This window comes from Niallia sp. FSL W8-0951, assembly GCF_038006525.1.
In the GTDB taxonomy this organism is placed as follows: Bacteria; Bacillota; Bacilli; order Bacillales; family Cytobacillaceae; genus Niallia; species Niallia circulans.
On sequence record NZ_JBBOVK010000001.1, the window covers coordinates 1,834,515 to 1,857,442 of the forward strand.

Annotated in this window: 20 protein-coding genes and 1 other RNA gene; 4 read left to right on the forward strand and 17 right to left on the reverse strand. The window is 34.2% G+C overall.

The features are described 5' to 3' along the window. Positions 1-105 precede the first annotated feature (105 nt). Together NSS71_RS09185 and NSS71_RS09190 are read right to left on the reverse strand one after the other, a co-directional pair. Positions 106-972, reverse strand: coding sequence for a sulfurtransferase (locus NSS71_RS09185; protein WP_047940413.1), 867 nt, complete (start codon positions 970-972; stop codon positions 106-108). Between the two features lie 28 nt (positions 973-1,000). After that, complete coding sequence (locus NSS71_RS09190; protein ID WP_047940412.1) at positions 1,001-4,588, reverse strand: dynamin family protein; 3,588 nt, start codon at positions 4,586-4,588, stop codon at positions 1,001-1,003. Positions 4,589-5,214: 626 nt separating this feature from the next. On the opposite strand from NSS71_RS09190, the gene NSS71_RS09195 reads away from it, so the two are divergent. Beyond that, positions 5,215-5,667: a chemotaxis protein CheX gene (locus tag NSS71_RS09195; RefSeq protein WP_047940411.1), complete on the forward strand. Its 453-nt coding sequence runs from the start codon at positions 5,215-5,217 to the stop codon at positions 5,665-5,667. 453 nt (positions 5,668-6,120) lie between these two features. Here the strand turns inward: NSS71_RS09195 and NSS71_RS09200 are convergent, their stop codons facing one another. From NSS71_RS09200 to NSS71_RS09250, 11 genes are all read right to left on the reverse strand, one after another. After that, entirely contained in the window at positions 6,121-7,623 is a 1,503-nt protein-coding gene (locus tag NSS71_RS09200) for a carboxypeptidase M32 (protein WP_369988352.1), read from the reverse strand. A 308-nt stretch (positions 7,624-7,931) separates the two neighbouring features. Continuing rightward, complete coding sequence (locus tag NSS71_RS09205) at positions 7,932-9,845, reverse strand: ATP-dependent DNA helicase (RefSeq protein WP_047940409.1); 1,914 nt, start codon at positions 9,843-9,845, stop codon at positions 7,932-7,934. Between the two features lie 220 nt (positions 9,846-10,065). Further along, positions 10,066-10,236: a hypothetical protein gene (locus NSS71_RS09210; protein ID WP_156485380.1), complete on the reverse strand. Its 171-nt coding sequence runs from the start codon at positions 10,234-10,236 to the stop codon at positions 10,066-10,068. A 103-nt stretch (positions 10,237-10,339) separates the two neighbouring features. Beyond that, complete coding sequence (locus NSS71_RS09215; RefSeq protein ID WP_144544890.1) at positions 10,340-11,473, reverse strand: THUMP domain-containing class I SAM-dependent RNA methyltransferase; 1,134 nt, start codon at positions 11,471-11,473, stop codon at positions 10,340-10,342. Positions 11,474-11,683: 210 nt separating this feature from the next. Then, positions 11,684-12,063, reverse strand: an RNA gene (gene rnpB / locus NSS71_RS09220) — RNase P RNA component class B. A gap of 108 nt (positions 12,064-12,171) precedes the next feature. After that, positions 12,172-12,474, reverse strand: coding sequence for a cell division regulator GpsB (gene gpsB, locus NSS71_RS09225; RefSeq protein ID WP_047940407.1), 303 nt, complete (start codon positions 12,472-12,474; stop codon positions 12,172-12,174). 75 nt (positions 12,475-12,549) lie between these two features. Beyond that, entirely contained in the window at positions 12,550-13,107 is a 558-nt protein-coding gene (locus NSS71_RS09230) for a DUF1273 domain-containing protein (RefSeq protein ID WP_095322300.1), read from the reverse strand. A gap of 396 nt (positions 13,108-13,503) precedes the next feature. Continuing rightward, positions 13,504-13,848, reverse strand: coding sequence for a CotD family spore coat protein (locus NSS71_RS09235; protein WP_047940405.1), 345 nt, complete (start codon positions 13,846-13,848; stop codon positions 13,504-13,506). Between the two features lie 395 nt (positions 13,849-14,243). Continuing rightward, the gene (locus NSS71_RS09240; RefSeq protein ID WP_144580845.1) at positions 14,244-15,500 is read right to left on the reverse strand and encodes a ribonuclease H-like domain-containing protein; all 1,257 of its coding nucleotides are present in this window, start codon (positions 15,498-15,500) and stop codon (positions 14,244-14,246) included. A 10-nt stretch (positions 15,501-15,510) separates the two neighbouring features. After that, the gene (locus NSS71_RS09245; protein ID WP_144580847.1) at positions 15,511-17,793 is read right to left on the reverse strand and encodes a DEAD/DEAH box helicase; all 2,283 of its coding nucleotides are present in this window, start codon (positions 17,791-17,793) and stop codon (positions 15,511-15,513) included. A 79-nt stretch (positions 17,794-17,872) separates the two neighbouring features. Further along, entirely contained in the window at positions 17,873-18,661 is a 789-nt protein-coding gene (locus NSS71_RS09250) for an alpha/beta fold hydrolase (protein WP_047940402.1), read from the reverse strand. Positions 18,662-18,884: 223 nt separating this feature from the next. Here NSS71_RS09250 and NSS71_RS09255 point away from each other — a divergent pair, with 223 nt between their 5' ends. Beyond that, positions 18,885-19,367 carry an Hsp20/alpha crystallin family protein gene (locus NSS71_RS09255; RefSeq protein ID WP_047940401.1) on the forward strand — a complete coding sequence of 161 codons (483 nt, stop codon included), beginning with the start codon at positions 18,885-18,887 and terminating at the stop codon, positions 19,365-19,367. A gap of 150 nt (positions 19,368-19,517) precedes the next feature. Further along, a complete protein-coding gene (locus NSS71_RS09260) occupies positions 19,518-19,670 on the forward strand; it encodes a YpzG family protein (RefSeq protein ID WP_082138221.1) in 153 nt (50 codons plus the stop codon). 62 nt (positions 19,671-19,732) lie between these two features. Here the strand turns inward: NSS71_RS09260 and NSS71_RS09265 are convergent, their stop codons facing one another. The 4 genes from NSS71_RS09265 to NSS71_RS09280 form a co-directional block, all read right to left on the reverse strand. Next, on the reverse strand, positions 19,733-20,245 hold the full coding sequence (locus NSS71_RS09265; RefSeq protein WP_095259081.1) for a YppG family protein: 513 nt from the start codon (positions 20,243-20,245) through the stop codon (positions 19,733-19,735). A 176-nt stretch (positions 20,246-20,421) separates the two neighbouring features. Then, on the reverse strand, positions 20,422-20,793 hold the full coding sequence (locus NSS71_RS09270) for a YppE family protein (RefSeq protein ID WP_047940400.1): 372 nt from the start codon (positions 20,791-20,793) through the stop codon (positions 20,422-20,424). 51 nt (positions 20,794-20,844) lie between these two features. Then, on the reverse strand, positions 20,845-21,099 hold the full coding sequence (locus tag NSS71_RS09275) for a hypothetical protein (RefSeq protein ID WP_047940399.1): 255 nt from the start codon (positions 21,097-21,099) through the stop codon (positions 20,845-20,847). Positions 21,100-21,243: 144 nt separating this feature from the next. Next, positions 21,244-22,218: a DUF2515 domain-containing protein gene (locus NSS71_RS09280; RefSeq protein ID WP_047940398.1), complete on the reverse strand. Its 975-nt coding sequence runs from the start codon at positions 22,216-22,218 to the stop codon at positions 21,244-21,246. Positions 22,219-22,307: 89 nt separating this feature from the next. Here NSS71_RS09280 and recU point away from each other — a divergent pair, with 89 nt between their 5' ends. Beyond that, the gene (gene recU / locus NSS71_RS09285; RefSeq protein ID WP_047940397.1) at positions 22,308-22,913 is read left to right on the forward strand and encodes a Holliday junction resolvase RecU; all 606 of its coding nucleotides are present in this window, start codon (positions 22,308-22,310) and stop codon (positions 22,911-22,913) included. Positions 22,914-22,928 lie beyond the last annotated feature (15 nt).

The window sequence follows — 22,928 nt, forward strand, 5'->3', positions numbered from 1 at the left end:
CCGCAAGGAAATAAAGCCAAACAATCACTTAAAAGTTTGAATGTTTGGCTCTATTTTTGTTCATTTCCCGTATTCATCAAAAGATAGTCTTATTCTCCATATTTTTCAAAGGGAATTTTCCTCTTTCAAGTCAATTGGCGAACAGGTTTCAATTTCATTTTCTTCATAAGAAATCCAATCACTAAAGCTGCCTGGATAAAGCTTGACCTTATCTAGTCCAGCCATTTTTAAGGAAATATAATTAGGAGTAGCAGTAATGCCAGAACCACAATAGACAATATATTCTTTATTCGCATCTAGAGAAGAGAATCTATTCTTTTGCTCCCTTTCTGTTAAAAAGAAGCCGTTCTCTATCCCTTCTGTCCATACAAAGTTTATTGCTCCTGGGATATGTCCCTTTTTTTTATCAATTGGCTCTATTTCTCCTGTATACCTTTTATGCTCTCTAGAGTCAATCAATATCTTATCTTGGTCTTTTGTTTTTACTAGTGCTAAAACCTCCTCATAAGTGGCAATCATATGAGACTGAATAAGAGGAGAAAAATTACTCTTTGAAAATGCAGGGACTTCTTGTGAGGTCGGATAGTCCTTCTTTAGCCATTCCTTATAGCCACCATCTAAAATATATGTTTTCGAATGACCTATATAGTTCATTAACCACCAAAGTCTTCCGGAAAATGCCCCTTCTCCATTATCATAGGCGATGACTGTTGTATCTTTACCAACCCCTATATTTTCTAACTTATGAACAAACTCTTCTATGGCTGGCAATGGATGCCGTCCCCCATGATTACTGATTGGATCGGAAAGATCCTTTTCCAGATGAAAATAAACACTATTTGGGATATGACTTTTTTTATACCATTCTGAACCTGCATCAGGATTCTTTAAATCACAGCGACAATCAATCACTCTAATCGCATCCTGATCTATGTTTTTATTTAACCAATCAACACTTTTTACAAATTCCATCATTATTCCTCCACTACTGTTCTCATTTCTAGTTCGTTTGCTGCGCAAACTCTGTTTGTGTTGATTCTTTAATAATCCACTCTAGTTTTTCAATATTTTCATGTTCAGTTAATAACGCTGTTTTTCCATCATAATATTCGGCTACTTGTTCTTTTAGATTAACAAGAAGTATATCAAAATGTTGTGCAAATAATTCTTTATAAATAGCAAAAAAGGAGTTAATTTGTTCTTTTATATATATGTTACCATGCTCATCAACCAATTGTTCCATTTCTACTCCCATATTCTTTCGTTCATTCTTTTCAAAAAAACTCTTCGGATTTTTGTAATATTTCATGCCAATTTTATTAAGGATAGTATCTAATTCTTTAAAAGGGGCATGGAAAGTTATATTAGATTCTAACTCTCTTTCTATTTCTTCTTGTAAACGAATTTCTTCATTAATAGACTGAATCAAATGCCGAACTTCCTCATAACCTTCTATTCTTTGTTTATAAAAGAGTTGATCTAGTCTTAGGTTTACTGCTCGTAACTCTTGTTCAAATTCAAAATTCAATTGAATGAGAAACGAAGTAGTCGCAAGCGATAATTCCCTTTTCTTATTGTCTCCTCGTAAGATTGATGGATGATAAGCTTCCTTCATTAATTCATGAAAACGAAACATCACTCTTTGCTTTAAATAAAACAATTGTTCCTCTACTTCCATTTTGAATTTTGCCAGTGTATCCTGGAAATCTTTATTTTCTATTTGAGATAGAATGATCCGTTTTTCCTCCTTCAATCTCGATAACTCTTGTTCTGCTACTTCTTTTTTCGCAAAAGTTGATTCTACCAATTTTTTTAATAAATCTATTGTTTCCACGTAATCTTTCTGAGCAGATTGAAGCATCATGGACAGCCACTCATGTTCGATAAAGTCATACATTTGCTCTTCTGCTTTTTTCATCCACTTTCCATAAACATCATGCTTATAATAGAGACTAGAAACAGGAAGAATTCTTGGCGAACGTATCCCGTATAATTGCAATTGTTCTTGTAGATACTCCTCTACTGCTGCTTGCTCTTCTTCATTCTTTGCTAAATCAATTGCATTAATGACAAAGAATATTTTATCTTTTTCAAAAGCATCCTTTAATCGTCCAAGCTGCATTAAAAACGCGCGGTCTGCTTTGGAAAATGCATGATTATAGTAGCTGACATAAAAAATACAATCCGCTTTTTTCATAAATTCAAAGCTTAATTCCGTATGTCTGCTGTTAATGGAGTCTCCTCCTGGAGTATCAACAAGTGTTATTCCTTTTCTCGTAATCTTACAATCAAAATAAACATCAATGGATGCCACAAAACAAGAGGTCTCTTCTATTGCCACATAATTTGCAAGTTCTTCTAATTCAATGTTGATCTCACTGCCTAAATAATGACGATGGTCAGAATACCCTTTTAGGAAAGCTTGAAGATAGCGAAATTCATTGGCATATCTCTCCATTGGATTAGCCGCGAGCGTGTTTATTATCTTTTGTGCAGCTTCTAAAGAACTTGCCTCTTCCTTCACTAGCTGTAAATAGTCATTTATTTCTCTAAGCATTTCTGACTCTGACTTCCATTTAACAATAACTGTTTTATGTGGATGTTCGTCATCAATTGGTAATATTCTGTTTATTGTAGCAGTTGTTGGGTTTGGTGACACAGGCAAAATGGGATAATCAAGTAATGCATTGGCAAATGAAGATTTTCCAGCACTAAAAGCTCCAAATAAGCATATAGTATATGTTCGATTTTCAATAATGGCAGCTTTATGGAATAAATTTTTCGCTATATGCGCAAATCCCTTTACTTGTTGTAGCTTGCTGCTTAAAAAACGCAGCTGTTTTAATAATAAATCTGTATCCATTTCCTTACTTTCGATTTGTTTTTGAACTTCAGCAGGTTTTATATTCTTTTGTACGGTTTTTGTTTTAGGAGAGGATAGTGACCGATAAGTTATCTCTTCCTCGTTAGTTTCAAGTAACCTTCGCAAAATGCTCGCATCCACGTTTTGTATTTCACAAAGATGTTCAAGCTCTTCTTTCCACTCTTGCCATTTGGTCTCCATCTCCTCTTTTTTCATCTTACAGTTTACAAACTCTTGCCATTTCTTCTCTTCTTTTAAAAGATTTTCTTTTTCTTTCTGTAATTGCTGCTGTCGTTGTTCTTTCCATTGATTAAAGAGTTGGGTGATTTCTTTTCTGAAAGACTGCTTCAAATCATTTTCAACTGTTTCACAATAGACTAGAACATAATTTTCGGAAAGCTGTGCCTCTTTATTTACTAACGCTTTTAATGTCTGGGTACTTAAAATAGATGTAAGTCCTTTAATTTGCGAAAAGAACTCTGCCTTACCCTGTTTCTCAAAAAACTGAGATAATGGTGTTATTAATTGAATTTGAACAAGCTTTTCCAATTCTATGTAAAAAGTTGAAAGTCTATCTTCTCTTTCCCTTTGCGTTTTGCTTTTACTGCCAAATAGGCCAATTTTAAAATTTTTCTGTTCTGATTCTAGATATAATTTAGCTAGTTCCCGAAGATTATATGGCATGATATAGGCATTCTTAATAATCGAATGCCACTCATTTTCTAATGACATCACTGTTTTATTTTCATCCTCATCCATTGTTTGGATGGCTTTTTTGGTTGTCTCTAAGGTTGCTTCTAAAGAATGATACTCGTCTTCTGTTAATTCTAATAATTGGTCCTCGAAGGGAGCGATTATTTCAGCATTCTTTGTTTCTATAAAGGAAATATGATCTTTATATAGCTTTTGAAAGGATTCTTCCAGAGAGTAAGGCAGTATTAATTCTTGTTCTTCCATTTTTCTCATAATATAGTTCTTTAATTCTTTCAATCCTTGATAGAAAGAATTCGTTTCGATTAAGGTGGTAAAGAATATTTTCTCTGGCTTTATCCCATAAGATAAAAAAGAATCATATACACTTTGCTTAAAATCTGCAAACGAAATTTCTGCTTCTCGATGTTTATCCATCTGATTAACAATTAACACAAATTTCTTACCTGACTCCACAAGCTGCTTTGTAAAGTCAAAGTTGATTTCCGACTGAACATGATTATAATCAACTACATAAAAAATAATATCTGCAAGATGAATACTAGATTCCGTTGCTAATTGATGAGCTTGATCTGTACTATCTATTCCTGGGGTATCCATTAAAATAGCATTTTTTATTAGCAGCTCCGTATCTAATTGAACCTCTAATTCTTTTATATTTTCCACTCTTTCTGCTGCCTGTAAAACTGTTTTGATATCAAGCACTTCTTTGTAAACATCTGCTTGATTAGAATGGTATAAAACTTTCAGCTGCTTGCCACCCTTTTTTACTCGGATTATATTGGCTGTTGTGGGAATAGGACTTGTTGGTAAAACTGTTGTACCAACTAGGTTATTAATCATGCTTGATTTCCCGGCAGAATAATGTCCACAAAAAGTTGCAATAAATTCTTGTCTTGTCGCTTTTTTAATAAGCTCTTGTAATCTTTGCGCAGTTTGTTGATCATCATATGCCAAAAAATATTGGTAAAATGCTGCCCATTTATGTAATGTGTCTATATTCGTTGAAAGCATGATATACTCCTTTTCATCTATGTATTTCTTTTATTTTAACTATTTTCCACATAACAATAAAGTAAAATAAACTGAAAGTTGAAAGCGAAGACAAAATAAACTTGGTCCATTTTCCTTATTATTCGAGGACTTCTGATACTTTTGACGTTAAGATAAGAAAATATTTTTCGATTATTATTGTTTAAATAAAAATAAAAAACTGTTTCTCCTTTTCAGCACTCCTACAAGCAGGTAAAAAGTGCTGAAATGAAAAAACAGTATACAATCCTTTTATATTAGTTATTTCTATTATTTCGTAGCTTTTATAGTATTATGTAAAACGTATTTCATAACAAATAAATAACTGATAAGTGTCAAACCAATTGGAAAAGCAATCATTCGTTACACCCCTATCTTTTTAGCTGAGAATAATTCTCTATCTCAATTAAATAATATCACTATTGAAAATCATTTTCAATAAGAAAAAAGTTATTCAATTTTTAGTATTTTTTCCCAAAAGACCTGATATATCAACAAAAATAGGAAATATGTACCATGAAAAACAACCTATTTACCGAAAAAAATATAAACAAAATAGGTCTAATTTATGATAAGATATTTTTATCATACGGATGGGGGAATAGTAAGTGACATTAACAAAAAGTACTACTGAAATTTTAAACGCAACTATAGAAGCTGTAAAAGGTGTTATTCCCTGCGAACAACAAATTGAGAAGCCAAGTTTAACTGTATCACCATTTATTTTACAATCTTTAGGGGTTTTAATAGGATTAACAGGTGATTTCCGTGGTCGAATTATTATCGACGGAAATGAACAGGTTTTTGGTAAGATTGGCGAATCCATGTATGGAATGTTCTTGGAAGGGCCAATGCTGGAATCTTTCTCTGGGGAATTAGGTAATATGCTTGCTGGAAATTTATCTACATTTGTATCTCAAAGTGGAATTGAAATGGATATTACACCGCCTACTGTTTTAGCAGGTCAAACGAAGCTGTCAGGGTTTGATAAGGCTCTAACCCTGCCGATTTCACTTCAAAATATTGGTCAATTAAACATAGTGCTAATTTTAGAGAATTAAAGGATTGTTTCAAGAATCTTTTAGCTTGCAGAATTTTTTTGTCTCATAACTAGTTTGTTATTTTCCATATGATGATCACTCTTATTGCATATTATCATAGAACAAACGAAAAAAAGCAGAATAAACATTTTCTTCTGCTTTTTTTACTGTTTACTTACTATCCGTATGGCTTTGTACTTCTATTTTTATTAGATTCTCCGCTTTATGCCCGCAGCATTTACATATTGTCTTTTCTTTATAGATAGTCAGGCAGTAGCTACAATAATAATTTACCATATAAATCACACCCACTTCTTCATAAACATATATTAGTATATTTATCATTTGTGGAATATGTGCGGAAACGAGAGAAGTTTAACCGTTTTGCTTATATTCTGGTTTATTGAGAGCTACTTTTATAAAAAACATGCCCCAAAAGTTAAGTTATATTATCACGATTGAGGAATATATTTATTACAGATCTAGTTGATAAACATCACTATACTTTTTGTATAAATAATCAATTAAATATTGGGCGTTTAATCCTTCCCCTGTTACATCCTTTAATATTTCGAGCGGTTTTTTCATTTTCCCAAAACGATGAATTTTTTCATTCAGCCACTCTTTAACAGGAAGCAAGTTACCCTGCTCTAATAAAGCATCAAAATCAGGTATATCTTTTTCCATCACTTGCTTTAGTTGGGCAGCATACATATAGCCTAGAGCATAGGATGGAAAATATCCAAAGCTTCCCCCTGCCCAATGCACATCTTGGAGTACTCCTTCTCCATCATTTTCAGGAACTACCCCTAAATAAGATTGATACTTTTCATTCCATATCGCCGGCAAATCCTTCACTTCGAAATCACCATCAAATAAGCCTTTCTCAATTTCGTAACGAATCATAATATGTAATGGATATGTTAGCTCATCTGCTTCAATTCTAATCAATGACGGCTTGGATTCATTAATAGCTCGATAAAAGTCTTCGACACTCACATCATCAAATTGACCATTAGCAAATGATTTCAAAGCTTCATAATTATGCTTCCAGAACGCAAGATTTCTTCCCACAAAATTTTCATAAAATAGTGATTGGGATTCATGAATACCCATTGAGGTACCTGTGCATAATGGTGTTCCGATAAGCTCTTTCGAAATATTTTGTTCATACAGTGCATGACCTGCTTCATGGATTGTTCCAAAAACCGCCACTCTAAAGTCAGATTCATCATATTTAGTTGTAATTCGAACATCGCCAGGATTGATTCCAGTCGCAAATGGATGCACCGTTTTATCTAAACGTCCAGCGTCAAAATCGTATCCTACTTGTTTTAATACATCAAGACTAAATGCCTCTTGACTTTTTGCTGGAAATGTCTGATATAAAAAATCAGTAGTCGGGGGATTTTTTGAAGCCGCAATTTTATGAACTAACGGTATAATTTTATCTTTTACATCTAAAAATACTTCATCTAAAACAGCAACTGTCATACCAGGCTCATACATATCTAATAAAACATCATATTTATTTTCTTTATGTCCCCAATATTCAATGAATCGTTTATTCATCTCTACTAATTTTTCTAAATAAGGCTGAAACAAGGAAAAGTCCGCTTTTTCTTTCGCTTCTTCCCATACACTTTCCGCTTTTGATTGGAGCATCACATATTCTTTATGTTCCTCTGCAGGAATTTTTTTATTGCGATCAAATTCCTTTTTCATTTCTTCAACTGTCTTTCTTGTAATTGGTGATAATTGAGCTTGGATACTTTCCTCAGAAAGGACAGTAAGATAGGACTCTAGCTCTTCAGAAGTTGATAATTCAAATAATTCAGAGGATAGGACACCGATTACTTCTGTTCGTTGGTCTACTCCCTTTTTTGGGGCACCTGTACGTAAGTCCCAGTAAATTAGAGCAAGTGCTTCATTGTAAGCCCCTATCTTCTTCACATAATTTATAAATTGTTCTTCCATTTCTTTTTGATTAATAGACAATATACTCTCCCCTTTTCTTATCTGTATGATTTTATCTTAACATATTGTTTGGAGTTGAGACATAAGTAATCCAAGCAAATATAAAACCGAACAATTAGATGAATGTGCCTTGAAAACCTTGTATAATTGTATACTTTTTCTTCCTAATAAAGAAGATTTGTAGTTATCCCTTGCAGAATCGGCCCATCCTATAAAAGAATGAACATACAAAAAAACTCATAAGATTATTCATGCATTGTTCGATAACAACTTAGAATTTCTTATGAGCCTTTTTATTATTGAACCAATTACATTGCTGTTACTGGTAAAGCCTCTATTACAGCATTCTTTACTAGGCCTGCTACATTTGCATCCATACATATATGAATCGTACCTTTATCTTCATGTGTACGGATTAAGCGACCAACACCTTGACGCAGCCTTAAAACCATATATGGCAAATCAACTTCTAGAAAAGGATTTTCTACATTTTCACGCTTACTTTTATAAACCGGATCATTTGGAGGGAATGGCAAAGAATAGATAAATACGTTTTCTAATGATCTTCCAGGTACATCTAGTCCTTCCCATAGATTTACTGCACAAAGGATTGAATTTTCCTCATTTTGAAATTTTGAAACAAGGGTACTAATTTCTCTTTCCCCCTCAAAGTATATCGGTAAGGAAAATTCCTTTGGCAGATTGTCCTTAAACCTAGCTAAATCTTCTTTACTATTGAAAAGAACAAGAGATCGACCTTCTGCTTTTATTAACTCTTCATAACAATATGCTTGTTTTTCTGTGTCTTCATTCTGATTGAATGACTTAATATATACAGCCATATTCTCTTCATAATCAAACGGAGAATCAACAGAAAACGATAAATAATCAGCTGCGCCAATACTTTTGGCCATATATTCAAAGGATTTATTCTCAGATAATGTTGCCGAAGAGAAGATAATCGGTTTTTGTTGACTAAATACTTCTTCTTGCATAATATCTTGAACAAGTCTTGGCATAATAACAAGCGTTCTTTCCCCGTTATTTTCCTCAAACCAGGTTATTCCATTCATTTCCTTTAAAAATAGACCTAACGAATGAGAAATCTGCTCTAAATACTCTTCTACCACTTTTAAGTCATACTCATTGATAACATACATTTCACTTTCAAAGACAAGCTCTTCTTCTAGCTCAGAAATATAGCCTGCCAATTTTTTACCTGCTTGGATTACTCGATCTGTTTTTTTGATTTCCTGTTTATCTGAACCTTCTGTTTTATAGGATGCATCTGTTAGTTCTCTAAAAAACTGTTCATTTTGATAAATAGTTTCCTCAATAATATTTAGGGTTTTCTCACGTACATCGTTTGCCATTAAACGTGTTAATAGATTTTCTAAGTTTTGCTCTGTCAATCTGTATGTTAATGCACTTTGGGCAGCATATTCTAATAAATGTCCTTCATCAAAAACAACACAAGCACTATCAGGTAATAAAGGAAGCTGTCCTTCTCTTTTTCTAGCTTCTTTTGTCCAAATATGTTCCATATAAAAATCATGGGAACAGATGATTAAATCTTTAGCATTACGATAATAATCTCGATGTAATGTCTGCCCACAGCGATGGCGTTTATCACAAGTAAAACAATCTTGCATGGAATCCCATGCTACCCCTTCCCAATCCTTATCATTTAAATCTGGATAATCTTTTCTGTCTCCATATGGTGAAAAAGATTGTAATGATCCTGTTCCGTGCACAAAATCTGGAAGGCTGTCATAAATTGTATTATACGTATCTTCCAATGTAATTTTTTGATCCAGTTTAGTTAAGCATAAATATTGGTTTCGTGATTTAGCTAAACGAACATCAATGTTTAATCCAAGCGCCTGCTCTAACTTTGCAATATCGCCTTCTTTTTTTACTAGCTGTTCAATTAACGTCTCATCTGAACAAGCAATAATGGCAGGCTTGTTTACATAACGGGCATAACAAATGCTATATAATAAATAGACAAAGGTCTTTCCAGTTCCTACTCCAGCCTCTGCAAAAATTGTTTTCTTTTCCTTAAACGCTTTTTCTAATTGATAAGCCATATATACTTGCTCATCTCGTAGTTCATAACCTGCTTCTGGAAGAATGTCATAAAAGACATCGCCAATCCACTCTCCCAGCTTCTCATAAAATGATTCTGTTTTTGATACTTCAAATGGCATGCTATTTTGCATGTAAACCCCTCCGACCTACGAATTATGCTGCTTGTCTTTAATCTTTATCTATTTAATAAGCAATGAATAATTTACTTAATTTTTTCATGACGAACCTTAATCATAGTCAATTTGACTGCAATATTCAAGTGAAAAGAGGGTTGCCTCCAAAAGAATCAGGCACCCTCTCTTACATCATTTCATTATTAATTATTTTGGAATATCTTCGTCCTGCTTTTTCTTATCCTCTATCTCTTGATAAGGAATAAGTCATGGCCTGCTGAACCATTTGTTGTGCTGCTGATAATTGCTGTAAAACAGCTTGATCAGCAATACCTTCTTCTTCTATTAGATTTACCGAAGAATTTAACGCACCGATTATTTTTGTATAATCTATATTACTATCTTTCATAAAACTTCCCTCCAGAAAATTACGTATAGAATAAATATATACTGTTACTCAAAAAATATACTTATTTATAAGATGTAACTTTCTAAAAAGCAGACTTTATGTGTTAGTCTCTTTTTCGCTTGCCCCAGTATTGATAATAATCTGTTCGAATGAATCCGTTAAATAGTTTGCGTTTTTTCGTCGCTTTTCTGCCATAATGTGTTTCAAACTCTTCATCACTTGTAAGCATATAAATAGACCATGTTTCAAGTGGTGCAAATGCTTGTCCCATTTCCTGATACATTTTTTGAACAGACGGTTTATCTCCTAACCGCTCTCCATATGGCGGATTGCCTACAATAACACCATTATCTTTCATTGTGGTAAAATCTTTTACTTGCATTTGCTTAAAGGTAATAAGGTCTCCCAGTCCTGCTTCAAAAGCATTTTCTTGCGCTATTTGAATCATCCGATGATCGATATCAGTTCCAATGATTTCAAGTGGTTGATCATAATTTGCGTTTTCTTCTGCTTCTTGACGTACCTCTTCCCATACTTCATTTGGCATCCAATCCCATGTTTCCGAGATAAAATCACGATTAAAGCCTGGTGCGATATTTTGCCCGATTAAAGCTGCTTCAATTGGAATGGTACCAGATCCACAAAAAGGATCTACAAAAGGTCGATCCGCTGTCCAATTAGTTAATAAAATTAAAGCAGCAGCAAGTGTCTCTTTCAAAGGTGCTTCCCCTTGTCCTGCGCGATACCCCCTTTTATGGAGTCCTTGTCCTGAAGTATCAATCGTTAATGTAACAATATCCTTCAAAATAGCAACTTCAATCTTAAATAACGCGCCGTTTTCCTCTAGCCAACCTGTTTTCTTATAATGAGTGCTTATCCGATTAACAATCGCCTTTTTAACTATTGCTTGACAATCTGACACACTGAAAAGCTTTGATTTGACAGATTTACCTGAAACCGGGAATTGTGCATTTACTGGAAGATATTCTTCCCATTTTATCGCTTTTGTTTTTTCAAAAAGTTCATCAAAGGTTGTTGCTTTAAATTCAGCAACTTTAATCTTTACACGATCAGCAGTACGAAGCCACATATTGCTTCTTGCAATTGCCTTTTCGTCGCCTTTAAATAAAACTTTACCATTATCCACCGAACATTCATAGCCTAGCTCTCTTACCTCTTTTGCAACTATTGCTTCAAGTCCCATTGCTGCAGTAGCTATTAAGTCAAAATTTCTCATAACGACTCCTTTATCATCATTTTAGCTGTATTTTCTTATGTATCATTATTGCTTGTTCTATAGCTTCAAATTAGTATGTATATTCCATATAAAAAGGATGACCAGATTATATGAATGACATACTGATTAGAAAAAAATTCTCCCAGCATATCAGACACAAATCTACGTGTCACCCTTTGTCATGTTATTATCATTATAATCAATATCACGCTCTATAAGCCATGTTCTGTTCCTTTGTACTCATGCGACTTTTCATCTCGTACTAAGGCGGTAATCATCTATCTACAGAAAATAATTTCTGTCCTTCTCTTCCGTTCATTTCCTCAGAGAAAGTTCCCCTACCATAATTTGGGTTTCTCGCTCGTGGGGTTTACCTCGTTCCACCCTTGTCATTTCTGACAAAGCTACGTCACTGTGGCACTTTCAAAGTATTCATACCATATCCGAAGACTTAGGTATTTTCCCTGCCGTCAGCATAAAGATGCTGCCCTAGCTTATTTTTTGACTAGGCACGAACACTACAAGCATCTCAGCTTGTGCGAGCATGGACTTTCCTCTACAAACAAGGTTTGCAGCGATTACCAAAGCGTTTTATTGATACAATAGCTATTATAGTTGTTTTACCTATCTAATGCAATGGTTATTATAGGAAATTATTAGCTTTTCAACTATAATACTGCATAGAAAGTTTAAAAACATTAATCATATAACTTACTTCCAAATACATGCTTTTCTAAATTAGATAACCTTTTTAAAATATCAAAGTTTGTAGTTCCGGCTGTCGTTGGAGCAGGCTGTCTACGACTAGCTTCCTCTGCCAGCTTCTTTAAACGTAAATTCTCTTGCTGCAGTTCTTCAATTTCTTGGTGAAGGGTTTCATAATCTTTAATAATTAAATCTAAAAACTTATCAACTTCTTCTGGTTTATAGCCCCTTACACCTGTTTTAAATTCTTTTTCTAAAATATCTTTTGCTGTTAATTTCATTTTATCTGATAGCATTTATCGCTCACCTCAGTCGATTACCATTTATCTCAATTATTTTTTCAAAGAAACGCCATTTTGTCAATAAATCTATTAATACTCGTCCTGAAACCTTGCTTCTTCTACAATATCTTGGAGATCTGAAAATTGAATTTTGCGAATTTCATATGAGTTTTGCTCCTGATACTTTTGTGCTAGCTCATATAAGTACTTAGGACTGCCAGGGTTCTCTTCATCATAAAAAAGCAGTAACACATCACTTTTTGTTAGTAAAAAAATATTCTTATCTTTTAATTGCTGGGGACTTTCATAGGGCTTCTTCGAAACAGAATCAACAAAATCAGCTTGCAAGATTATTTCTTCATACCATTCTTGATTAGCCTCTTTCCAATTCTGTTCCTGTTCAAGGAAAGGTGTAATCACCCCTAGTTTTAAGTCTGGATATTCTTCCATCTGCAAATCGTATACTACTTCTGCAGCCCATAGCTCTGTTCCAAGCTGGCCACTTATTAATACCCACTCGAGTCCTTCTTCGAGCAGTGCTTGCAAGTTCTTTCTAATCGCTATCTTTATGTATTCGGCTGCTAATTCGTCTCGCTTAAATATTCCAATTTCGAAAGGCTTATAGCCAGAAATGACGGCTATTTTCATAATAATCTAAGGAACTCCTTCACAATTACAGTAGTTATATAAAATATATCATAAATATATTATCCCATAAAGAATTTATATTTTTTTAGCCAAAGATTGCTGTTTCGCAGCCAGTCTATCATTACAGATTCATTATATGATAAGTATTTGATAAAATGAATGAAAATAATCTACCCAATAAATTTCCACACATTTTTATATAAACATAAACGAGTTTGCAGCAATGCCTCGTGTTCTCATTAGTGTGCAACTTAAGGAAAATGATTCCGTTGTATAGCAAATAACACAATATAATAATACGAGACCCGAAATGACAAAGAGGACTAGAATGAAAACATTCTGGTCCTCTTTGTCTACAAACTACAAGAAACTTAAAAAGCACCTTGTGTTTTTTCCTTATCGTTTTCTGAATGGAAATCCACCAGGCATTCCAGACATACCAGCTTGACCTGGGAAGAATTGACCAGTTGCTGTAAATGGAGTTCCTCCCATTTGAGGAACAGCAGGTGCAGTTGGGAATGGAGCTGGAGCAGGACCCATATTAGCTTGAGTATTAGTTACTACTGTCTCACTAGATTGAGTATGCGGGAAGAAATGTTGGTGCTCGTAGTTCACATGATTTACAGTAGTAGTGTGAGTTGGGTGAATATGCGGCACAATATTATTTGTAAAAGTGTTATTCACGCAACATTTTGTCGGATGAACTACTGCAGGTAAAATATGATTAGGTTTACAATGCATAAGAAAATCTCCTCTCAAATAATTTAGTTATCTTACAGTAACAACTTATGTTGAAAGAGATAATCTTGTACTAATACAAACACCTATTTTGTCATGTTTTTTAAAGCTTTGTTTATCGATGCAAAAAATTGTATAAAAGAAAAGCGTAAAAGCTGTCTTTTAGTGTTGAAAACAAGATGATGGTTAAACAAACAAGCACAAAAAATAAACACATAACTACTTTATACAATTCGTTCACTCCATTAGTATTTCATTTAGACTGTTTATCATTCTATGAAAAATACTTCTTTTCCCTATCTTCTTTCAAGAGAATATTATTTCACTTAATGAATACATTCCTATTTTAATAGGGAACGAGAGTACATACAACTAGGTGATTAATGGAATTATTGATTTCATTTAATCGTATGCAGTTTTCTAACTAGACGTTCGTGCCTTTTTTGAAGTTCTTGTTCCATCTTCCCTAATGTTTCTTGTTTATAAAGTAGATTTTGCGCTTTTTTTGTGAATTGTAATGCTCTTTGAGGATTTTTCTCTTTATGTTCAGCGAATTTTGCTAGTTCAATTAATGATTGAATAACCATGACCTGATTCGACTTCCCTGTATATGTTTCCGCAATTTTTTGCCACAAACCAAGAGCATCCTCAAACTTCTTCTCTCTTTTATACTCCTTAGCTAATAAAAAAGCTGCTTCTAAAAGCTCTTCTTTATTCTGCTCCTTAATACTCTCTAAGTTTTGCTTGGCAACATTTGTTTGCCCGATAATTGCGTACCATTTCCCTACCTCTAAAGTCTCTCTTGCACTGATTTTTTGATCTTTTCTTAACAATTGACTGCTTAGATGGGTGTACAAGGTAATTAAAGAAAGAATATCTATTTCATTATGCTTTAAGATGCCAAGCATTCCTTCAGGATTTTTTCTTTCTACAAAATCAAAGTAAATCATTGGAGCAAGAAACCCAGGAATGTCATTCTCCCGCTTTACCCCGAGAATTTCTTCTTCCACTATAGATAATTTTGTTCTTTCTAAACGATGCTTCCACATACGGCGGGAAGCGTGGTACAAATCAAAGTGACCAAATTCAGGAAGCTTTGGTACATGCTCCTTAATTAACGTATGTCTTGTTTTCACTTGCGGCCAATCAAAGGCCTTGCCGTTATAGGTTACGAGAGTTGTATAGTCTACATTCTCTAAAAAACTATTAAATAAAGGCACTTCTGCTCCAGGATGTGGCAATACATGCTGTTTTAAAACGATCTCCTCTTGTTGTAGCTGAGCATAACCAAGAATAAAAATAGTATTGCCTGCACCGCCTCCAAGTCCTGTTGTTTCTGTATCAAAAAAGAATAAATCCTTGGTCTGATGTCCTTTTGCAGAAAGGGGATGATCATAGCTTACCTTATTCCATTCATCAACCACCCCACAAAAATCTCGAAATGTATAGTTCCCGTGTTTATAATCGAGAGGATAGCGCACTTCTCGAATTAAGCAGTATTCACTATCCAACCAATAAGGCAAGACATTTTCCTGTTCCCACTCCTTCATAAAGGGGATTGTCCCCTTTTTTGCTTCGAGATTTTTCACAAGTATGGTCTGCTCTTCTTTTTTTAGATGTGTCTTCATTCTGTTCAATTTATTTTTAATAGACATTTTAATCCCCTTATATGGAAATCTCACTATTCTCTAAAAGCGAGAGAATTTTCACTACATCTCTTTTACTGTTATGCGCATGGCTCTCTGTCCCTATGCAGGAAGGACAGCCATATTCACAGGAACAATTTTTCACCATTTTTTTTGCTTCTTTTAATACGGCAGGCATTTCTTCATATATCTTCTTACTTAAACCAATCCCGCCAGGATATTGGTCATAGAAGAAGATTGTTGCTTTTTCATTATGTTCTGCTTTTACTTGTGGGACTACATGCAAATCTTGTGGATCTGCCATGACAAGTAATGGGGCAATATGCTTTAATGCATGAGCAGCCCCTAATAGACCCTGTTCTGTTTGCTCTTGTTCCCATACCAAATCACTTGGCTGAAAAGATATCCATGCTGCATTTGTATGGAGCTCCTCTTCTGGCAGAGTAATCGGGCCAGAGCCAATATTTTCATGGGTTTCAAATTTTATTTTTTTAAAAATAGTGCTCATTGCAACAATGCTGACATCACCAAATCCGGTTTCTGCTTTTAGATAGTTGCTTTTATTATCTTCTTCTAACACTTTTAAGGATACCGCTAAATTTGCATCTGTATAATAATCAACACTTACCTCGCGGACATATGCTTTCTTTTCTTCCCAATCAAGCTTTTCTACTTGATATTGTATTCCTTGATGCATATAAATTGCTTCTTCATGCAATAATGTCATCGCTGAAAAGCGATCGCTTTCGCCAATTACTCTGCTTTTACTTACATCCGAAATATCAATAATAACGATATTTTCTTGAGAAGCAGAACGGAGACTAATATTATGAGCTGGAAAAGAATCATTCATCCAATACCATTTATCCCCATTTTGAAAAAGAATGCGCTCTTCTGTTAAAAATTCAAGTATTTCGGTAATCTCACAATTGCCAAAAGTATCCCCTTCTTTAAAAGGAAGTTCGTAAGCTGCACATTTCATATGATCAATGAGAATAATAAGATTATCAGGATTTATTCTCGCCGTTTCTGGATTTCTGCTAAAGAAATAATCTGGATTTGCCACCATATACTGATCTAGAGGACTTGAGCTAGCGACCATAATAACAAGGGATTCATCATGCCTGCGGCCTGCTCTTCCTGCTTGCTGCCACGAACTTGCAATTGTACCAGGGTATCCAGTCATGACACAAGCTTGAAGTTGTCCAATGTCCACTCCTAGCTCTAACGCATTTGTACTGACCACACCATAAATATTGCCTTGACGTAATCCCTGTTCAATTTCTCTTCTTTCTGTTGGCAAATAGCCGCCTCGATAGCCGCGGATGGATTTAGGTCCAAGCTGAAATTTGACAAGTTCCTGTAAGTACGTAAGCAATATCTCTACTCGTACACGGCTTTTGGCAAAAATAATCGTTTGAATTTTATTTTTCAACAATTCTCCTGCTAATTGGCGTACTTCTAAAGTAGCACTTCTCCTTATATTCAAAGGGATATTCACAATAGGAGGATTATAAAAAACAAAATGTTTCTTTCCACTTGGAGCACCATTGTTATTTATTAATTGGACACGTTGTTCTGTTAAGTTTTCCGCTAATTCTTTTGGATTTGCAATCGTAGCAGATGTACATATAAAAATAGGATTGCTGCCATAAAATGCACAAATCCGCTTTAATCTACGGATTACATTGGCTACATGACTCCCGAATACACCTCTGTATATATGGAGCTCATCGATAATGACGTACTTAAGATTTTCAAATAGAGATACCCATTTTGTATGATGGGGCAAAATGGCAGAATGAAGCATATCTGGATTGGTAATAACAATATGGCCAGCTTTTCGAACTTTCTGCCGAATAGAAGCAGGTGTATCTCCATCATATGTATAACTATTTATTTGTAGTTCTGCACTTTCAATTAATTCATTCAATTCGCTTTTCTGATCCTGTGCAAGTGCCTTTGTAGGAAACATATATAATGCTCGGGCGTTTTTGTCCTCGGCAATCGACTGGATGACAGGCAGATTGTAGCAAAGCGTTTTACCTGATGCTGTTGGGGTGACAGCAACGATGCTTTTCCCTTCTCGAATTGCCTGATACGAGGAATGTTGATGTGTATATAACCGGGTGACCCCGCGCTTTTGCAAAGCATCTTTTAAATTAGGAATTAAATCATCTGGAAGCGGAACGGTAACAGCCTCTTTCGCTTCAATTGTATGCCAAAAAGAAATTCTCTCTTTATATTCATCTTTTGTTTTTAAATCCTTTATAATTTCTTGAAGATTTTTACGTACTTTCATTTTGTTTCACCTCTAATACATCTATTTTATCGAATAGACGTTCGATTTGAAAGAGATTTTAACAAGAAAAAAACAGCCATTATTTACTATTTGACGAAATAAAGGAATGAATCGCATTTGCCAGCTTCTCTGGTGCTTCCTGCATACTCATATGCCCTGTTTCTAATTGCACTTCTGAGACATTCCTATTTGAAGCAGAAGTAACGCGATCTAAGGAAACCACTTTATCCTTCGTTCCCTTTATAAGTAAAACAGGAATCTTCGCCTGTTCAACTACACCATTTCTATCTGGTCTTTTTCTCATTGCTGCTTGTGTCTCCATCGCCGCAATTCCATCGGTTTGATAGCCAATTTTTTTTGCTTTTTCTACTTCATCAGGTAAATTCATTAGTGACTCATCTGCGAATAAATTAGGAATTAACCCATTGACAAACTCTTTTATTCCAAAATTTTGGATTTTACGAATAGCATTTAATCGGCCTTCTTTCCCTTCTTCTGTATCAGAATAGGCAGTGGAATGTACTAAGCCAAAGCCTTTTAAATGCTCTGCAAAAAGTTCAGCAAAGGCCAATGTTACATAGCCCCCAAGTGAATGACCAAACATATATACTTTTTCTATCTCTAATTTTTTTAACAGCCTATTTATGTCCTTTGCTAAGTCTTCTATCTCAAATGGTTCACCGCTATAGGTAGAGCTGCCGTGTCCTCTTAGATCTACTGCTATTACATGATACTTTTCAGAAAGGAGTGGAATGATATACTCCCAATAATCGACACTGCCACAAAAACCATGAATTAATACAACGGTTTCTCCGTTTCCTTCTTCTATATAGGATAGTTGTTCATTGTCAACTACAATATGATTCATCTTTAAAAACTTCCTTTCTTTCTTTTTCCTTTAATATATCACTTTTTTTCTATATGGATGAACGAAACATCCTCTGACTATATAGAATTTCAAAAAATTTACACCCAAACACCAATTCAAGCTATTGGGCATAGGATAGTAGAAAAAGTATATCCATTTTTAAAGCAAAAAAGAAATACTTAAAGCTTTCATTCATATTTTAAGTGTAAGGAGTGAATTTATTATGTCATCCAATTTCCCAATGGATCCAAACAAAAAAGAAAAAACACCGCAGCCATTAAATGGGTTCATGCGTTCTATGAATCAGTTTTTTCAGGAAAAGCCAGTGAAAAACTTTCTGCAGCAAATGGATGAATTTTTTAGTAACCCATTTCCCAATATGGCTTTTCCACTGAGTGTAAATGAAACAGAAGGTGCTACGATTATTAAGGCAGAGCTGCCTGGAGTTAATAAAGAACAAATTCAATTGGACATCTATGATCATTATTTAACTATCAGTATTAATCATCAGGAAATTTTAACAGAGGAAAATTCGCAGACTAAAACATTTCATACAAGTAAAACGTATAAAAGAAACAGCCGAAGCATTGCATTTCCTCATCCAATTGATGAAAGAAAAGTAACGGCATCTTATCAAAATGGATTGCTTACGATTAAAGTCCCTAAACAAAAAGGAAAAAAAATTATGATTGAAGATCGAGACTAATCCATAAATTCAGAAAGAGTAAATTCTCCTTTCTCTGCACATATTAATAGTGGGTGTTAAAAGAATATCCTCTCCTTCCATACGGTAGAAGGAGAGATCCTTTTTCTATCCCTTCTATTTCTTTCTAATCTTACTTCCTGAGGTGATATGATGAGTTATAGAGATCAGTTAGATTCTCATTCTGCGCTTTTTCATCACAATTGGACGAGACCTAAACGTTCTAAATCCCAAGTAAATGGGCATACGCAAATGTCTCAGAATAATATCATTCTAAGAAGTAATGCAAAAGCACACCGCTGGTAGTAGAGAAAAAGAAATGGAGGCTGTCGCATGACAGCCTCTGCTTATTGCTTCCTAAAGGTATGTTACACCTTAAAGATTCCCCCGACTCCTTTTACCAATCCTGTTACTTGATTCATTGCATTCATCATCATTCCTGCAGTATCCATCATTTTATTAAAATCTAAAGAACCATCTTGTGATTTAAAAGAATTCATAATGCTTTTCATATTTCCTTGTTTTTTCGGAATAAAGGACTGCTTTGGATATGGATTCATAAAGCCTTGACTTTGATTCATATAATTGGGTGTGTATTGGTTCAGTTCACTGTTCTCCATATAATGAAGTGGATTTTGGAATATATCTTGTGTATTGTTTTTATAAGCATTTTGCGGGTGGTAATAATTCGATTGGTTATTTTGATAATTCGGCTGCATTGGTGGCATGTTGTAAAAATTTTGTCCATTCATGCCTGCTCCATTCCACTGTCCTTGATTTATATATGGATGATATAGTCTGTTATCAGATGACACAGGATGCGTATAAGCGGTCTGATAAGGTGGCATGTTCCAGCTTTGTTGATTAGATGCTTTATTCATGAAATTCTATCCTCCCACGTTAAAGATATCCTTATCTACTATATGATAATAACGCCTATACTGTGCATTGATGTACCAATAATTTGACCTCTATGTTATCTCAGAAGGAACAGGAATTTAAATTTAACAAAAAAGCAAAAAAAAAAAGAGAAATTTCATCTCCCTTTTACTAATCCTTATTTCGTTTCATTTTTTAACGCATCCAGTAATGTTTGCAGTATATATTTTACAGATTTCGCTGAATCAAGAAAGCGTTTTTTACTTGTTTGCGTAAAAAATGCCTGAATGGAAATAATTTCAATATGATCAGCGGCTGTATTTATTTGGATCTTATTCAAATAATCAGGCTTAGATTTCTGCACCCACTCTGTCGCCATTTCCTTCCATTTATCATTAAGCTCTTTAATCTGATTGGCAAAAGGTCGGACAATCTCATAAAAATCCTTATCAACTCCTGATTCCTTCACTTTATAAAACGTATCTAATGCATACTCTACTGCTTCTAGAAGCTTAGTTGTATATTCCATCAATTGATGATTTTCCGTCAATTTTGCCACTCCATTTTTACCTATTATCGTTAATGATTTTATTTTAACGATTTACTTTGCCAAGTTCAAGTAAAGAGGCATTTGTTGTCGCGGACCATCTGTATGAATAGTTAATTTACTGGCTGCCATTTTTTTCTCCATAGTAGTGATTCCTCTTTCTATGTCATTTAAAGAAGTAATATGCTCCTTCACAAGATGCATGTTTTGATTAAAGGAATTTAAAAGCATTGCATCCAATGTATCTAATTCCTCTTGGATTTCCTCTAACAGATTCAATAACTTTTCTTTTGTATAAGCATTTTCCATGCAAATCCCTCCAGGCTATTTTGATATATACTCTTTCTTTTTTTTTAGCAACTATCCTGCATCGTTGACAAAACTAGAAGAGATTCGGCAAAGAAAGTACATATTCTTATTACTGGTTTAAATTTCGACAAGATTAAGCAAATATTAGGTTAACCATTTGTTTTTCTGACGAATAAGCGCATGTAATTGCTGCTGTTTTTTCAGATACCAATCAGTAATATGAAAAGGTTCTTTCTGTTCCTTCAGGATGCGCCACTTTTTCTTGATATTCTTTTTAAACCAATCATTTCTTAATATATATTGATGCCTCACTACTGGATAAGCAGCTCGTAAAATAGGTGTCGTATTGGTTAAATTTGGGTATATGTATTTTTCATAATCACTCCTCGAACCTGTATGTTCTATTTTTCTTGCAAAATCATAAAACTCTTGATATAAATTAGGTTTAAATAAAAGACTTGCTAAAGTATTGCCAAGCTTAATCCGTTCGCTTAGTGATGTGAAGTTAGAAACGCTTGCCCCATAAAGTGTTCCTTGCAAAGTTGGAAAAAGGACTGCGTTAAAATGGAAAAAATCTTGAAAAAGATATGGAAGATAATGAAAAACATGATGCTTAATTGTTGTGTTTTCTATGACAGGCTGTTGAATAACATTTTGTTCATTAATAATTAAGCTATTCATTAATCTTTTCTTATTTTTATTCTCCCAATAGAAATTCCATTCTTCTTCCATAAAAGAGGAAACTTGAAAAAATTTTAATAAATGAAACATTGGCAAGTTTTTTTTCGTCGAATATTCATAGAGTAATAATTGGGGGTATGCATCATGAAAGATCAGCCAATTAGCTTTCTCGTAAGTTAAGAATATTTGCTGTCTTTTTTCTTGACTAACTACTTGTGGGAGCCAAGTTCCATTCAAATCGCACATATTCCAGCCTGCATTTCGGGAAACCTGACTCGCAAGAAACGCCCATTGTATTTCTTTATGTTTGTTATAATAGTGGAGATATGCTTTCGTTCTCGAAATATTGTCAAAGTTGCACTTATCGGTAATTAGTCTTATTCTATTAATAAGTTTTTCTTCTTCCAATGAAGAAAAATATGATTTTTTACCTATCAAATTGTTCACCTCTTATGAACGCTTTATGGTATTATTGTTTGTTGATTGCAATAAGTTATACTTTGAAAGAATCTTTGTGAGGTGAAAAAATGAAGATTCATTATCCAAATGGGAAAAGGTACACTCCTTTAAAAAACGTACATACCAAGCCGCCCCAAAAGGTAAATTATAGTAATCGAGGTATGACACTAGAGGATGATCTGAACGAAACCAATAAATACTATTTAGAATTTGGAAAGGCAGTCATACATAAAAAGCCGACGCCTGTTCAAATAGTCCAAGTCGATTACCCTAAAAGAAGTGCTGCTGTAATAAAAGAAGCCTATTTTAAACAAGCTTCCACTACAGACTATAATGGTGTTTATCGAGGTAAATATATTGACTTTGAAGCGAAAGAAACGAAGCATACAACTTCCTTTCCGCTGAATAACTTCCATGAACACCAAATCAAGCATATGCGGTTGGTATGTGAGCAACAAGGAATTTGCTTTGTCATTATCTCCTTTTCTGAAACTAATGAAATATTCTATTTAGATGCAGAAAAACTATTTGTATTTTGGGAAAGAATGATAAATGGGGGAAGAAAATCGATTACAAAACAAGAATTAGCAAGCAATGGTCATTCCATCAGCCTAGGTTACCGACCTCGAATTGACTATATAAAAGTAATCGATACTATTTATGATTTTAACTAATTCCTTTTGTTTTTA